Annotated in this window: 13 protein-coding genes and 1 pseudogene; 8 read left to right on the top strand and 6 right to left on the bottom strand. The window is 58.9% G+C overall.

Features of this window, described 5'->3' with window-relative positions:
- A partial coding sequence (locus tag JWR89_RS25865; protein WP_299721053.1) for a cytosine permease occupies positions 1-939 on the top strand: 939 nt, incomplete at its 5' end.
- 41 nt (positions 940-980) lie between these two features.
- Here JWR89_RS25865 and JWR89_RS25870 read toward each other — a convergent pair.
- Together JWR89_RS25870 and JWR89_RS25875 are read right to left on the bottom strand one after the other, a co-directional pair.
- Positions 981-1,232, bottom strand: a pseudogene (locus JWR89_RS25870) (SDR family NAD(P)-dependent oxidoreductase); the annotation flags it as partial.
- 165 nt (positions 1,233-1,397) lie between these two features.
- Entirely contained in the window at positions 1,398-3,230 is a 1,833-nt protein-coding gene (locus tag JWR89_RS25875) for an SLC13 family permease (RefSeq protein WP_299721054.1), read from the bottom strand.
- Between the two features lie 147 nt (positions 3,231-3,377).
- Between JWR89_RS25875 and JWR89_RS25880 the strand changes: the two genes are divergently transcribed.
- Positions 3,378-4,265 (top strand): transglutaminase family protein, encoded by an 888-nt coding sequence (locus JWR89_RS25880; RefSeq protein ID WP_299721055.1) that lies wholly within the window; start codon positions 3,378-3,380, stop codon positions 4,263-4,265.
- A 248-nt stretch (positions 4,266-4,513) separates the two neighbouring features.
- Here JWR89_RS25880 and JWR89_RS25885 read toward each other — a convergent pair whose 3' ends face one another.
- Positions 4,514-5,131 (bottom strand): hypothetical protein, encoded by a 618-nt coding sequence (locus JWR89_RS25885; RefSeq protein ID WP_299721056.1) that lies wholly within the window; start codon positions 5,129-5,131, stop codon positions 4,514-4,516.
- An 862-nt stretch (positions 5,132-5,993) separates the two neighbouring features.
- Here JWR89_RS25885 and JWR89_RS25890 point away from each other — a divergent pair.
- The 4 genes from JWR89_RS25890 (at position 5,994) to JWR89_RS25905 (ending at position 9,420) form a co-directional block, all read left to right on the top strand.
- On the top strand, positions 5,994-6,701 hold the full coding sequence (locus tag JWR89_RS25890; protein ID WP_299721057.1) for a glutaminase: 708 nt from the start codon (positions 5,994-5,996) through the stop codon (positions 6,699-6,701).
- A 363-nt stretch (positions 6,702-7,064) separates the two neighbouring features.
- Positions 7,065-7,637 carry a transposase gene (locus JWR89_RS25895; RefSeq protein WP_299721063.1) on the top strand — a complete coding sequence of 191 codons (573 nt, stop codon included), beginning with the start codon at positions 7,065-7,067 and terminating at the stop codon, positions 7,635-7,637.
- 576 nt (positions 7,638-8,213) lie between these two features.
- Complete coding sequence (locus JWR89_RS25900; RefSeq protein WP_299721058.1) at positions 8,214-8,684, top strand: DUF992 domain-containing protein; 471 nt, start codon at positions 8,214-8,216, stop codon at positions 8,682-8,684.
- A gap of 211 nt (positions 8,685-8,895) precedes the next feature.
- Positions 8,896-9,420, top strand: coding sequence for a DUF1269 domain-containing protein (locus JWR89_RS25905; RefSeq protein WP_299721059.1), 525 nt, complete (start codon positions 8,896-8,898; stop codon positions 9,418-9,420).
- Positions 9,421-9,573: 153 nt separating this feature from the next.
- Here the strand turns inward: JWR89_RS25905 and JWR89_RS25910 are convergent, their stop codons facing one another.
- The 3 genes from JWR89_RS25910 to JWR89_RS25920 all read right to left on the bottom strand — a co-directional run bounded on the left by JWR89_RS25910 (position 9,574) and on the right by JWR89_RS25920 (position 11,834).
- The gene (locus tag JWR89_RS25910; protein ID WP_366143017.1) at positions 9,574-10,062 is read right to left on the bottom strand and encodes a DUF992 domain-containing protein; all 489 of its coding nucleotides are present in this window, start codon (positions 10,060-10,062) and stop codon (positions 9,574-9,576) included.
- Between the two features lie 132 nt (positions 10,063-10,194).
- Entirely contained in the window at positions 10,195-10,470 is a 276-nt protein-coding gene (locus JWR89_RS25915; RefSeq protein ID WP_299721060.1) for a hypothetical protein, read from the bottom strand.
- Positions 10,471-10,817: 347 nt separating this feature from the next.
- Positions 10,818-11,834 (bottom strand): DUF4105 domain-containing protein, encoded by a 1,017-nt coding sequence (locus JWR89_RS25920; protein WP_299721061.1) that lies wholly within the window; start codon positions 11,832-11,834, stop codon positions 10,818-10,820.
- Between the two features lie 403 nt (positions 11,835-12,237).
- On the opposite strand from JWR89_RS25920, the gene JWR89_RS25925 reads away from it, so the two are divergent.
- Both JWR89_RS25925 and JWR89_RS25930 read left to right on the top strand, forming a co-directional pair.
- Complete coding sequence (locus tag JWR89_RS25925; RefSeq protein ID WP_299721062.1) at positions 12,238-12,924, top strand: ceramidase domain-containing protein; 687 nt, start codon at positions 12,238-12,240, stop codon at positions 12,922-12,924.
- Positions 12,925-13,236: 312 nt separating this feature from the next.
- A complete protein-coding gene (locus tag JWR89_RS25930) occupies positions 13,237-14,556 on the top strand; it encodes an amidohydrolase family protein (RefSeq protein ID WP_299721065.1) in 1,320 nt (439 codons plus the stop codon).
- Positions 14,557-14,635: the final 79 nt, after the last annotated feature.

Genomic DNA, 14,635 nt, shown 5'->3' on the forward strand with positions numbered 1-14,635 from the left:
TACGGGTTCTATGCGATCCGCACTTTCGAAAAATACACCGTGCCGGCCACCGTCGCCATCATGGTGCTGATGAGCATTCTGGCCTGGAGCCAGGCCGGCGTCGTCAACTGGGGCCTGAAGACTTCGCTGCCGCCCGGCGCGCATCTGGCGATGCTGTCGCTGCTGATGACCGCGGTCGGCGTCGGCTGGGGCATCTCGTGGGTGACCTGGGCTTCGGACTATTCGCGCTTCGTGCCGCGCAGCGTCTCCTCCAAGCAAGTGTTCTGGTACAGCTATATCGGCATGTTCGTGCCGTCGGTGTGGCTCGCTATCCTCGGTGCCACCATCGCCTCGGTGACGCTGGATGCCGATCCCGCCAAAATGGTCAGCGCGGTGTTCGGCGGCGTTGCCAGTATTCTCGTGCTGCTGATGGTGCTGCACGGCCCGATCGCCAGCAACATCCTCAACGTCTACTCGGCGGCGCTGGCGGCGCTCAGCATGGGCCTAAAGCTGTCGCGCACGGCGCTGGCACTGATAGTCGGCGTCGCCGGCTACGCGGTGACGGTCTACTTCATCTCCGCGCCGTCTTTCGCCAAGGCCTTCGACAACTGGCTGATCAGCCTGCTGCTGTGGATGAGCCCCTATGCCGGCGTCATCCTCGCCGACTTCTTCATCAAGCGGAAAGGCGTGATCGACGTCGCCGAACTCTACAAGTCGCCGGAGACCAGCGCCTATGGCGACATCAACTGGGCCGGTACCATCGCTTTCCTGGTCGGCCTGGTCGCGGGCTGGTCGGTGCAGGACGGCCTAGTGCCGGCACTGCAGGGGCCGATTTCGATCAACCTGCTGGGCGGAGCGGATCTGAGCTGGCTGGTCGGCATTCTGGTCGCAGGCGGGGTGTATCTGGGGCTCGACAAACTCACCGCGCCGGCGCCTGCGGCGCTGCCCGCGGCAGAGTAGGGAGGCGGGTGAGCAGGTCGCGCGGTGCGCGGCCTGTCTCGTCAAATTCGACCCGTCGTGCCTTTGTTCGACGGGGTACGCGCGCGGCCAGCGAATGGTCGACCTCGCCGTCTTGCCAGTGTCTCTCGCGAGAATGCGAAGGCGATCACCCGTGGCCTGAGTACCCAGCCTGAACAGATCGCATTGCAGGTAATGCCAGTGGTCTCCCTCTCCAGCGTCACGCCTTTGGTAAAGCCGACAACGCCATGCTTGGATGCCACGTACGTGGACTTGTCCACAGAAGCCACTAGATGCGGCTTACGCCGGCCGTAAACGCGACGTTCCGCTGTATGTCCACTCCCACTTATTTGGAAAATGCGCGTTTTGAGATCCCGAAGGGTGATTAAACGAACCTGACATTTCGTTTGGACCACTACGCAGAGCGCGATGCGGGAAACCTGCCGGTGGCGGCGGGCAGCCTATTGTAGCGGCAGGAAAATCGGAATCAGCAGCACGCTCACGATCGCTACGATGATGGTGAAGGGCACGCCTACCTTCACAAAATCGCCGAAACTATATTGTCCTGGTCCCACCACCAGCGTGTTCACGGGTGAAGAAATAGGCGTCATGAAAGCTGCGGATGCGGCCAGCGCGACTGTCATCGCAAACGGATAGGGCGAAGCTCCGAGATCCTTGGCGATTGCCAGCGCCACCGGAGCCATCAGCACGGCTGTGGCCGTATTCGAGATGAACAGGCCCAGCATCGCGGTGATGACGAACAAGGTCGCCAATACGAGACGCGGCGCGGTGCCTCCGACCAAGCCTACCACCGCGTCGGCAGCGAGATCGACCCCACCTGTCCGCTGCAACGCCAGCGAGAACGGCAACATTCCGACGATCAGGATCAGGCTCTTCCAGTTGATGGACCGATAGGCGCTTTCGAAATCGACGCAACCCAAAAGCCCCATCAGAAGGCACCCAATCAGCGCGGCCTGGACGTTCGGCAGCACGCCGCTGATCATCGACGCGACGACCAGTCCCAGTACGGCAAGCGCGTACGGTGCCCGTCGCGCTGCGGGAAGGATCTGCTCCAGTTCCGCGGGCATATTCAGCACCACGATGTCGTCGTTTTTGGACTGAAGATCGCGAATGTCTGACCAGAAGCCGATCAGCAGCAGCGTATCTCCGATTTTCAGCCGTTCTTCGAGCAGGCCGTGCGCAACCACTTTGCTGCCGTGCCGCAACCCGATGACGGTGAGGCCGTATTCGGAGCGAATCCGGGCATCGAGCACCGTCTGTCCGATCAGTCTGGAGTCAGCGGGAAGAAGAACCTCTGCTGCGCCGATCTCCTGAGAACGGTCGACGAAGTAGTTTCCGGCCTCACTGAGTGGCCGCGGTTCAAGCATCAGGGAATGCCAAAGTTGTTTGGCGTCCTCGTCGGACATGTGTACATCGGCAAGCAGAACATCGTCCGCCAGTAAAGCCATTCCCGCAGTTGGGTTGAAAACCTTGGCCGCAAACCCCGTTCCGCGTTCGATGGCAAGAATGTTCACTCCGACAGAACGAAGCGACAGTTCGTCGAGGCGTTTTCCGATCAGCGACGAGCCGGCGCCGATGCGAACGCGCTTTTCGCGATCGGCGAGGCGGTATTGCTCGATCCACTGCTGGAGGCCAGGGCGGCGGTCCGCAGCAGGAAGTGGACCTTTGGAGGACAATAGGCCGCGGGCGAAAAGCATATAGACAATGCCAAGCGCCAGAAGCGGAAGCCCGAACGGGGTAAAACTGAAAAAGCCGAATCCCTGCGCGCCCTGACGGATCAGTTCTGCGTTCACGACCAGGTTGGGCGCCGTAGCCACCAGCGTTAGCATCCCACTGATTAGCGCGGCGAAGCTCAGGGGCATCATGAGCCGGCTTGGCGCTGTGTTGCGGTTCGTCGAGATACGCAGCACCACTGGGATGAAGATGGCGACCACGGCGGTTGAGCTCATCAAAGAGCCGAGGCCGCCAACGGCCGCCATCAGCAGGATCAGCAGGTAGCTCTCGCTGTTGCCTGCTTTTGCGTCGAGCCAATCGCCGAGCCGGCGCGCAACACCGGTTCTCACGAGGCCCTCTCCGATCACGAATAACGCGGCAATCAGGATGACCGATGAATCGGAAAACCCCGCCAGCGCTTCGTTCATGGTAATGATACCGGTGAAGGGCAACGCCACCATCACCAATAGCGCGACCGCGTCCATGCGGGGCCGGTTGATGGCGAACATCACAATTGCGGCCGTGAGCACGAGCAAGACGAGGGTGAGATCGAGGTTCATCAATACGTTTCCGTCGAGGACAAACCGAGCCCGTTGATCTATAATTTGGCTACCGTCATTGTCCAGTCTAACAGTGTCCGATCCGCGGTAGATCGAGGCCGTTTGGCATAAATGTAGATCAGCTCAATCTAGCCGGGAGAGGCGCATATGGCGCGGATCAGCATCGTGCACACGACTGAATACACCTACCGCAACCCGGTAGGCCTGCTGCGCCATAGGCTGATGGTCAGGCCGGATGAAAGTCACGATCTGCGTCTGCACAGCGCGAAGCTGGAAGTCGATCCGGAGCCGACCAGCGTCTACTGGAAGCACGACGTTTTCAACAATTCGATCTGCTTCCTGGAATGGCCCGAAGCGCTCAGAACCAGGCGCCTCAGCATAGTATCGACGCTCGATATGACACATCACCCCGACGGCCAGCCACTTCCGGTCTATAGCCTCGACACCGCGGCCGAGTTATTTCCCTTTTCATACACGGCTCAGGAGATTCCGGATCTTGCACGCCTAGCCGAACGCCAGATGCCGGACCCGGATCGAAAGGTCGATGCCTGGGCCGGCCGCGTCGTGTCGGAAGCAGGGAGCAGGAGCACCTTGAAGGTGCTGGAAGCGATGACGCACGCTATCAAGAATGAGTTCCGCTATGGCGCCCGCCACGAGGAAGGAACGCAGACGGCTGCCCAGACGCTGGCACTTGGTTCCGGCACCTGTCGCGACTTTGCGGCTCTGATGATGGAAGCGCTGCGTAGCTTCGGCCTCGCCGCGCGTTTCGTCACCGGTTATTTGTACGACGATACCTCGGGTACGACCCGGGGGGGAGGCAGCACGCATGCCTGGTGCAGCGTCTATTTGCCTGGCGCAGGTTGGGTCGAGTACGATCCGACGAACGGCTTGATCGCCGGGGTAAATCTAATTCGCGTAGGCGTGACCAGGGAAGCAGAGCAGGCGCTCCCGATATCGGGTGGCTTTATAGGTAGTATAGACGATTTGATAGAGCTGAAGGTGGATGTATCGGTCCGCGCCGTGCCGATACCCTGACCGCACACGACCTTGTCGTTCGTCGCCAAGGAGTTGCGTTTGGATGCGAATGGACGGAATGGCGTGCCGTCTGGCGACTGGCTTTATAAGTGGGGCCCGGGAAAGCAATGGATCAGCGGCGGAATTGTCACCGTTTCTCTCGGCAAGAAAACCGTGGCGCCGCCGTCGCTAAGGCGGACGACAGGAAGGTGCGTTGCGCACGTCCAGTTGCTCCTGGGACTGTAAAATCAAAGTCAGAGCGGACCGTCTTAGTTTCTTGTCGAAGCATCTGAAACATCGTGGTCCACGGACAACATTTGATTCCACTTTGCGATGTTGCTGTATTGCCAGCTCACGCCGGCAACGGCCAGAATTACGGTGATCAATGACGGCAACACGCCGCCGGTAGAACGGTCGAAAAATCCGACGCCTGGGAGAATGTGGTTTGCGCCCGTCATTACCATGGCTGCACCACTGACGGCAGATGCCCCGACAACAAACAAGTCGAAAAATCGCGGCACAAGCAAGCCTCCGACCGCGCCGCAGACTAACGCCAGCACTCTGCCGAAGAAGCCGCCAAACCAGCCATCGAGCCCGAAAGCGGCGGCCACAGAAAGGCCGAACAGGATGCCGCCGGAAACGCCGAGTAAAACCCGCCGATAGGGCTCAAGAATATAAGACGCTGCGCCAAGAATAAACGCACCGGCAATCCCGAGGAAAATTGCAGTTGTACCAGTATCCCCAGTGAATGCCCGACCCAGAAGCAGGCCGACGTCGAAACCAAATAGGGCATAGAGCAGTGGAAGCCATGCATAGAACATGAAAAGGCCGAACGCCATGATGGCGAGCCCGGTCAATATCATCAGTACCCCAATCGCGAGCGACATGAATACTCGCTCCCTCAGCTCAATCAATAGCCGGCGAGTAACAGAGACTGCTACATCGCTGCGCCCCGACTCTGAGCACTTGGCATCCACCGTCACCCAGGCGCCGAAGCGTAAGCGGCAGGCTTTCTAATCGCGGGCTTGTCGATCGCTTCGCTATCAGCTTTTTCAAGACGCGTCCCATCTTGTCCAGGGTGCGCGCGTGCCAATCTTCTCGGCCTGTAACCCTGCCAACTGATTGCTCGCTGAAAGTCCTGCTCGACGCGCTATCCGAGCGGACCCCGTTGATTTCGTCTCATGATCTTAAGCGTGAGAAGGACAGCACCAAGTGCAAGAAACAGAACACCAACAGCAATTGTACTGGTGGATTCGAACGTGACGCCAACCGCCGTCAGGAGGCATCCGAATATAATTGAGATAAGCCCGCCTAGCTTCTTTACCAGGAGAACGTGCCCGTCACTCGCGCTCGCTACCATGACTAAGCCTCACTCGTTCACACGATTGCGCCCTGCCTACCGGTTCTTGTCGTCGGCTTTGCTGGGTAGGACGGCAGCTTAATCGCGCAGAGCCCAATCGTACACTTGTTTTATTATGCTCCGAAATTCTCGTCGCTCGCCTCTGCTGTCAATGCGCCTTTGACTCAATTGCGCAGGAATACGATTGCGTCAGTCTGGCTTACCCAGTTGAATATTGCTGAAGTCCCGAGAGCAGCAAGTTGGGTGATCGGATCCCTCCTAGCTTGGATCGCTCTGCAGCCGATCGTTGCGCCGAATGTGCGTTGACACCGTTTATACGAGAGCGTTAGCTATCAAATCGCGTCGAGTGATAGAATGGAGCCGAATGGCCCCTTCGACGGAGTGGTGCTATGGCGTTGCCGGAACGGCGTTGCAGTTCAACCGGTTATTTTTCGGCCCCTTGGTTGGTACGGTCGCACGTGCGAGACGCGCACCGCCGCTCCAAATCAAATAGTAACACCAAAAGCCCCCAGGCCGACCTCGTCCGAGTCCCGAGCGAATTATTCGGTGTCTGTGGCGTCCGAACCCGTAGACGCATCTACGGTGCCGGAGCCGTAGACCACGAATTCTCTATCATGAGCACGTCGAAGCCCTTCCGGCTTGCGCTGATCTGCGAGACAATCCGCCCTAAGAAAGCGCGAGCGAAACTCAGCGCGAACGCCACCGGATTTCCATCTAGCGAGATCGACCCGATCTCGCCTGTGAGACATGTCCCAGTAAATGGAGAGCCGAAGGAAAAAGCGGACCAAGGGAGAGAGCCAATGGATGTAATCGATCGCCGCAGCACGTTGCGTGGGATTCTCTACGTGGCCGTCGCCGCGGGTTTCAGCGCGATCCCGCTTCTCAATACAGTCGATGCGATGCCGCTCGCTTTGGAAAAAGGCCTCGGGAACGAGGCCGGGGATCTTAAAGTCAGGGTCCAAGCCGTCGCCAGCCGTCCGTCGCGGCGCCCCGTCCGTCCACCGTCCCGCCCGGTTCCGCGTCCGCGCCATCGCAGGCACCGTCGTTGGGTCTGCCGGTGGCACAGGGGCCGTCGGGTGTGTGGCTGGCGGTGGTAACAGTTATGCCGATCTCGTCTCAGTTTCAGGAGACTAAGTTGTACGTATTCGCGTTTCTGCTTCCGCTGAAACGGCTGTCAATATGTCTCTGTGGGGCGCGAGCGGCAAATGAAGCATCTAAATGTCCAATAGGAGTTGATCGCCTATTTTTGAGACGCACGGCATAGGCGTGGGAGTCTGAGCCGATGAAGAGTCTCGGTCGTGCCTGTATGGCCCGTCGAGAACTCGCCCGCTTACGCGATGGTCGCGGTATGCATCAGCGTCGCTGCAAAAGCGATCATTCGCGGGATGTTCGAAATGAGAGGTGACTAGCAAAGACGATCGCAAGCGATGACATGCGATTTCTTAATGAAAGGGCCGGTGATGCGAAGACATAAAGCCGAGGAAATCGTGGCTAAGCTGAGACATGTCGAAGGATTGGCCGCCACCGGCAGACGGGTTTCGGAGTGTGTGCGGGCAATTGGCGTTACCGAGGTGACTTACTATCGGTGGCGGAACAGGTATGGAGGCCTCGAGAGCGAGTTGGCCGAGTACTTGACTGAACTTGAAGACGATATCAACCGGCTACGCCGGCTGGTATCGGATCTAACACTGGACAAGCTCATCTTGCTGGAGGCGACGACGGAAGCTCTTAGCCCGGAGCTTCGTGCGATCTACGTGCTTCATGCCAAAGCGGCGTTTGGCATCTCCGAAAGGCGCGCCTGCCAGGCGCTTGGACAACATCGATCGACTCAACGCAAGATACGGGAACGCCTTTCGTTAAAAGCGCCACCGGCGACTGGATGCCATTCGGCAGATGTGAGTCACCTCTCCAACAACCCATCCGATCGTCGGCCGAAGCCGACAGACGGCACGAGAGGTGCCGCCCAGGATTCCGCGCAGGGCGAGAGAGTTTCGATGCCGGTCCAGGCGTCGGCGCCTCTACAGGTGCGGTAAATGTAGTCGGCTGGCGCTAGCGACCCCTAAGCGCCGATCTTACCCCGAGTCTCGTGGCGGTTAGAGGCAAAGTGTTCTGCGGGTGAAAAGGATGCGATCCATGTCGGATCTTGATCGCAACGTAGTCATCCCCGGCGCCCCCGTCGATCAAACGTTTCGCAGTTGACACGCGCCTGCGCGGCCACATGCTCCGAGTATATGATTATATGGCTACTGGCGTTGGCCTAACCGGCCTCATCGCGATGCTGACGTATCAGTTCACCGGTCCCGAGCTACAGCCTCGGATTTTGCGCTGCGGTCGCCACAAGGAGCAGCTAACCGTACGTTGTAGGACTAACGTTCGACATGGGCCACTCGGGGCGCCGAGCAGCGCTTCCGCTATTGCAGCGGACTGTTTCGGTCATTAACCGAGTGGGGTATCGCAAGCCAAGTCATCGATCAGCGAAGTCCGGTTGTCGTTGTCGGACATCACGGCGATCTGAAAGCAGGGCCATGGAACCGTGGTTGCAGGGGACAACGCGGACTTGAATACACACTGTTGGTCGAAGCAATAATTAACGATCGTTGGAGAAGTTGATGTCGAAAATCTGCCGTTTAGCAGTGCTGTGTGCGTCGATACTTCTCCTCGCAGGATCCGCGTTCGCGCAGGCTCAGCCGAGTCGAGTCGGAGGATTGACCTGTGACGCCGCTCCGCGCGTGGGATTGCTGGTTGGCTCGCGGCAGAATCTGCGGTGTGTTTTTCGGTCGAATGCAACGGGGCGACAATACCGCTACACCGGCACGATAAGCCGGGTCGGCCTCGATGTCGGAATCACCGGCGGCGGAAGATTATTCTGGGGAGTGTTCGCACCGACCTCGCATGTCGGATATGGGGCGTTGAGAGGAACCTATGTAGGCGCCAGTGGCAATGCGTCGTTCGGTCTCGGTCTGGGCGCCAACGTACTCGTTGGCGGATCCCGTCGCACGATTTCCCTGCAGCCGCTGTCGGTCGAAGGCCTGTTTGGTGTCAATCTGGCGCTGGGGGTGGCCCGGTTGACGCTGCGATAGACGGCGGATGGCTTCGCTTGCATCAAGGCCGCGATGAAGGCGGATGCTCCGGCTTCGTTGAGGTCGGACGAGGGGAGTCCTGCTCAACTTACGTTTCGAACGGACCACTTAGTTAAAGCCCACGGCCACTTTATTTACGCGCTTGGCTGCCCAAGATACAATGCTTGCCGGAAAGCCCATACGGTTCCTTACAATTTGTCAGGAAAATCTCATGTCAGACCTTGTTGCTATTGTTTATCCGTCCGAAGCGAAAGCCGAGGAGGTCCGTCAGCGCCTGTTCGATTTAAGGAAACAGTATCTTATCGAATTCAGCGACGCCGTTATCGCCGTCAAAACCGACGCTGGAGCCGTCAGACTGAACCAGTTGGTCAATATGACGGCGGCAGGTGCGGCCTCAGGCAGTTTCTGGGGCCTTTTGATCGGAGTAATTTTTCTGAATCCGTTGATCGGCGTAGCCTTGGGTGCCGCGTCCGGCGCGCTTAGCGGGGCGTTCACGGACTATGGTATCAACGATGCATTCATGAAGGAGCTCGCGGTCAATCTTAAGCCCGGCGACGCGGCTCTGTTTGTGCTGATCCAGAATATGACCGCGGACAAGGTGCTTAAGGAAATCCAGGGCGCCGGCGGCACGGTGCTGAAAACGTCCCTCGATGACGCGAAGGAGAGCGCCCTGCGCGAAGCCCTCGCCAAGGCGGCCACAACCCAACCGGAGCCGTCAGCCGTAAACGCGAGTTGACGCGCGCCGAGCTCGCGCGAGAGGAGTGTTCGCGCAGCATTGCAGACAAGCGTGGGTTCGCGCTCGAAGCGCGGGAGTGACCGCAATTGGTTCCGGCACCCCGGGCGATTTGTACGGCCGCCGCTTAAACCTGAAGCATCCGCCAATTTGCGGCTACTGGAGCGACAGATTTGTTACGCCGAGCGCAAGGTTGATCCCGATCTGGCCTTCAATCGATAGCGCCTGCAAGGATACCATCCGACGGGATCCGCCGATAAGCACCTTGGCACCCAGGCCGACGCCCAAAGCAACGTTTCCGCTCGCGCCCCGATAACTACCTCTCAAGGTACTTCGGCCGACAAGCGCTGTCGGGGCGAACACGGCCCAGTATAGCCGGCTCCCTCTGGTGATTCCAACATCGAGGCCGATCCGCCTTATCTTGCCCGCATAGACGTATTGGTGTCCCGTTGTGTCCGAGCGGAAGACACATTGTAGATCTCGCCGCGAGCCTAACAGCAACCCTGCTCTTGGACCAGCAACGCAGGTTATCCCACCCACTCGAACACGTTGCGTCTGGGCGAACGCCGGCATTGCAGCGGCCACAACGAGTGCCGAAAGCATTGCTGAATGGAAAAGTTTCGACAATTGCTCCCCTACCAACATTCACGGCAAACCACTTATTGCCGCGCTTAGGAAGAGGCTGACAATTATTGCCAGAGTAATTTATTGCCAGAGTAATTGCCTCATTTCACCAGTTGTCAGTCCGATGAGACCCGCCGGCGCGACCCTTGGACCTCAGCGGCAATATCGAGACGATACCGGATGGGATCCGCGGTGCGTGCGGACCCAGCAACGGCCATGGCGCCAGTAGTAATGGCTACGCATATGCCGGCTCCCCGCGGCGGCACCTGCGACCGCCCCGACGGCTGCTCCTCGACGACCGCCGATCGCGCCGCCGATGATTGCACCGTTCACCGCGCCGCGTCCCGCCGAACTTTGTGCGAGCGCATCCGCCAGCGGGATTGTCGTTGCCAGCACCAGGAAAAACAACAGCGATAGAATCCGATGCATCGGGCACTCCTCAAAACGTCTGATTTGTTACGGTCGCGCGCCACATTCCTCGCAGGAGAGAACGAGAGTCGACGTGCTGCGTTGCCGTCATTCTGAACTTCATGCGAAGCTGCCGGAGGTCCTGTTTGTGCAGCTATTGAATGCAACGCCCATGTCGCTTTAGTCAACGCTGCTCTCAGTCAGGTGGTCCATGATGGATGTTAGTTCATGAGGGGGCGAAGCATTCGCGCCTCCACGGCACAGGCAGCCGCGCAGGGCAACGCTGGCAACTCCTGTCGCTGGATTGGCGTCGAGCCGCCCTTCGCTACCATGAGTGGCCGCAGTATCGCCGAGCGATTTCAACCATCTCAGCGGGGCATCGTCGGCAGGGATGCCCTAATTCGATCCGAGAAGTCGGCTGCGCCATCGGCCGCCAGTGCTGCGTCGTTAATCCGTGAGCGTCTGCGCAGTTCGCCGAAGGGCAGCGTCGTGTCTATCCGGCCTGAGTAGTAGAGGTAGCCGTCGACCAGGCCGTTGAGGAGGTGACGGATGTCAAATCCGCCGCTCCTCCCAGCGGCGTTCGCGTAACGCACTATATTGATCGTGCAACTGTTGGTCAGCAGATTATAGAATTCGGGGTGATCAGCGAGTTGGTTGATCCGCCCAAGGTAGACCAGGAACAGCCGGCGCGCATCGTCGGCCGAGGTATTGAGGCGATAGAGGTACGCCGGCTCCCCTCGGTAGTTGGTGCGCACGCGCACGATGTCGCGCTCGTCGCCTACCACGTAGATCAACTCGAATTGCTTGAACAGCGAGGCGATAGGCGCGAAGCCCTCGCCGACCTCGGGCCGGGTCTCGATGGAGATGCTTAACGGCGGCGCATTGTCGAAAATGAAGCTCACGAATGTATGCCCGACCGGCCCTTCGGTGAAGTAGGATATATAGAAATCGAGGGCGATCAGGTGCGATATCAACACTTCCCGGTCTTCATAGCGAACCGTAAAATCATTCCGCGTACGGTAGTCGAAGTTGCGAACACCGGTGAGGCGCACGCGGTCGCCGTCGATGATGGCTCGGGGCATCACCGCGACTTCCGGTCGCCAGTTGCGATCATGTGAAGGCTGGATGGAAATCCACCATGCGACCACGCCGACGAACAACGCGACCGCGATCGCGGACATGCGTCGCCGACGCGAGAACCAGGCGGCCCATACTGTGAACGCCGCGAAGGCGATGGCCAACGCCAAACGCATGGCGCCCGATGGCAGGTTCGAATAGTAGATTGCCAGCGTAGCCCACACGATCGGTATGGCCCAGCACAGAGACACGATGATCGCAACCAGCCAGCCGAGGGGCCTGAACAGGAGGCTGCGAAGCGAACTCATTGGCTTCTCCCGCGCCGGTTCGTTTTACCGACCGCATATCGGCGTTGTCGTTCGCAAGGCCGAAAAGGTATCCGTCATTTCACAGCCGAGGCGACTGCAGGGTAACCTACACCGAGCGGACTTCACTTGTTAAGCCTGCTCTGGTAGGATGCACCGTGGCGACCGCGCTTCATTGCAGGTTTTTGACGTCGATGAGCGCGGTGGAGTTGCCGCAAGGCATTCAGTAGGCGCAGTGATTTCCTGCCTGCCGGGCTGTCGAGGTGCAATGTCAGTGTTGCCGGCGCCGGACCTGTCGGCCGTTTAGGATAATCGTCGACCGCGTATCACTTGATCAACGGCGTATAGCCCGATGACAATCAGGAGCACCGTGCGAGATCGGCCCGTCCCGGTTATGTATGGGCTGATGATTGTCTCACTTGCGGCATTGCTGCCGCTTCCCCCATTGTTGCAGGATCAAAACTACCATGAGTTTGCCGACCAGCGTGAATTGTTCGGCATATCGAATTTCTGGAACGTAGTCTCGAATCTGCCGTTTATCGCTGTCGGAGCCGTAGGTCTGTTGCAGGTTCGTCGCGACGCAACAACAACTGTATTGTTTACCGGGCTATTTCTGACCGGCTTCGGTTCGTCGTATTATCACTTGAATCCTAGTGACAGTACCTTGTTTTGGGATCGGCTGCCCATGACGTTGTGCTTCGCCGCAATTCTTGCCGCCGTTGTCGAGGAGCGCGTGGATGCGAGAGCGGGAGCGATGTTGCTGCGGCCGCTGCTGGGAATCGGCATTTTCAGCCTACTGCTGTGGCGTTGGACCGATGATTTGCGACTCTATGCATGGGCGCAATTTTTTCCGTTTCTCGCATTGGTCTTGATTCTTCGGCTCTTCCCACCGAAATACACTGGAGCATCCTTTTGGGTCGTCGCTGCAGCCCTCTATGCGTTCGCCAAGCTGCTGGAATATCTGGACGAGAAGATTTTTTCGGTTGGCTCGATTGTGAGCGGACATACGCTCAAGCATCTCGCTGCCGCTTCCGCCGCGTTCGCAATCCTCAGACTGTTTCAGACCCGCCGGCCAATCCAAGGCGTCTTGTAAGGCGGCATTCTCCCCTGTTGGCCAGATCTTCCGCGCCCGCTAATCGAGATCGCGTCTAGAATGTCGTCTGTTTTCAGAATCCGTGAAGGGTCTATTGCAATGATCCGTCAGATCTTTTTGACGAGCCCCCGAGGGTGGTCCATTCGAGATGTTAGTCCCACGCGTCAGCTTGCATCAGTAGTGTGGGTCCGCTAGTTCGAAAGTATCGGCGTCGAGTCCAAGATCCTACGGTAAAATTCGACTTGTGATCCAGGGAGTGTCCCCATGACTTCCATGTCCCGACGGATGTTCGTCGTAACGCTTCTTCCGCTCATGGCCGTCGGGCTGGCCTCAGCCACTCACGCGCAAGGTGATCTGCCGGCGAATTCCACCGCCACGCTGTTCCAGAATGTGCGTATCTTCGATGGCAAGAGTGGCTCGCTCTCCGGGCCGTCCAGTGTGCTTGTCAAAGGCAACATCATTGAACGCATCTCGACGGCGCCGATCACTGCCGAGCCAGGCGTGGCGGTGATCGCTGGCAATGGCCGAACGCTGATGCCCGGCCTGATCGATGCACACTGGCATGCGATGTTGATACGGCCCACTCCAGTTCAGTCAATCAACGGTGACGTGGGATACAACAATATCGCGGCGGGCGCTGAAGCGACGGACACGCTGATGCGCGGCTTCACAACGGTCCGCGACGTGGGTGGTCCCATATTCGGACTGAAAAGCGCTATCGACTCGGGGATTATCCCGGGTCCCCGTATCTACCCATCAGGGGCTATAATCACGGTAACCAGCGGGCATGGGGATTTCCGCCAGTTGTCCGAACTGCCGCGGACGATCGGCGGCATGCTCAGCCGCATGGAGCAGCTTGGCGGCAGTATGGTCGCCGACAGCCCCGACGAGGTCCGCGTCCGCGTCCGCGAGCAACTTATGCAGGGCGCCTCCCAGATCAAGCTGACGGCTGGTGGCGGTGTTTCCTCGCCGTTCAGCCCGATCGATGTGTCGACTTTCACGGAGGCGGAATTGCGGTCGGCCGTCGAAGCGGCCGATAACTGGGGGACTTACGTCACCGTGCACGCCTTTTCGCCGGCCGCGATTCAGCGATCGATTGCCGCGGGTGTAAAGTGCATCGAGCACGGCTTCCTGATGGACGAGACGACCGCCAAACTGATGGTCGAGAAGGACGTGTGGCTTAGTTTGCAGCCTCTGCCTGAGGCGTTGAGGCAAGGCTTTCCCGAAGGCTCAGTCCAACGCGCGAAGGCTGATGAAATCTGGCCCGGCATCGCTCGAACATATGAGCTGGCGAAGAAGTACAAGATCAAGACAGCGTGGGGCACCGATGTCCTGTTCTCCCAGGCGCTGGCGCAGCAACAGGGGGCCATTCTGGCCTCGCTCGTCCGTTGGTACAGTCCTGCCGAAGCGCTCGCCATGGCGACCGGGACCAACGCCGAACTGCTCGCATTGTCAGGCAAACGCAGTCCGTATGCTGGAAAGCTGGGCGTCGTGGAGCAGGGTGCACTTGCCGATCTGCTGCTTGTCGATGGCAATCCACTCGAGAATATCAACCTGGTCGCCGACCCCGCCAAGAACTTCAAGATCATCATGAAGGACGGCAAAGTTTACAAGAACACGCTTGGCGGTTGAGGCCAGTCTCGAATCGATTGCCTATACGGTCAGACGCGGGATTGTGCCGATGAATAGACCGCTATCACGTGATGAAAGG

It is taken from the genome of Tardiphaga sp. (assembly GCF_028290785.1).
Classification (GTDB): Bacteria; Pseudomonadota; Alphaproteobacteria; order Rhizobiales; family Xanthobacteraceae; genus Tardiphaga.

Coding starts and splice junctions, on each gene's coding strand:
- JWR89_RS25875 (WP_299721054.1), bottom strand. CDS start 3,230: ATGAACCTCGATCTCACCCTCGTCTTGCTCGTGCTCACGGCCGCAATT.
- JWR89_RS25880 (WP_299721055.1), top strand. CDS start 3,378: ATGGCGCGGATCAGCATCGTGCACACGACTGAATACACCTACCGCAAC.
- JWR89_RS25885 (WP_299721056.1), bottom strand. CDS start 5,131: ATGTCGCTCGCGATTGGGGTACTGATGATATTGACCGGGCTCGCCATC.
- JWR89_RS25890 (WP_299721057.1), top strand. CDS start 5,994: ATGGCGTTGCCGGAACGGCGTTGCAGTTCAACCGGTTATTTTTCGGCC.
- JWR89_RS25895 (WP_299721063.1), top strand. CDS start 7,065: ATGCGAAGACATAAAGCCGAGGAAATCGTGGCTAAGCTGAGACATGTC.
- JWR89_RS25900 (WP_299721058.1), top strand. CDS start 8,214: ATGTCGAAAATCTGCCGTTTAGCAGTGCTGTGTGCGTCGATACTTCTC.
- JWR89_RS25905 (WP_299721059.1), top strand. CDS start 8,896: ATGTCAGACCTTGTTGCTATTGTTTATCCGTCCGAAGCGAAAGCCGAG.
- JWR89_RS25910 (WP_366143017.1), bottom strand. CDS start 10,062: ATGTTGGTAGGGGAGCAATTGTCGAAACTTTTCCATTCAGCAATGCTT.
- JWR89_RS25915 (WP_299721060.1), bottom strand. CDS start 10,470: ATGCATCGGATTCTATCGCTGTTGTTTTTCCTGGTGCTGGCAACGACA.
- JWR89_RS25920 (WP_299721061.1), bottom strand. CDS start 11,834: ATGAGTTCGCTTCGCAGCCTCCTGTTCAGGCCCCTCGGCTGGCTGGTT.
- JWR89_RS25925 (WP_299721062.1), top strand. CDS start 12,238: ATGATTGTCTCACTTGCGGCATTGCTGCCGCTTCCCCCATTGTTGCAG.
- JWR89_RS25930 (WP_299721065.1), top strand. CDS start 13,237: ATGGCCGTCGGGCTGGCCTCAGCCACTCACGCGCAAGGTGATCTGCCG.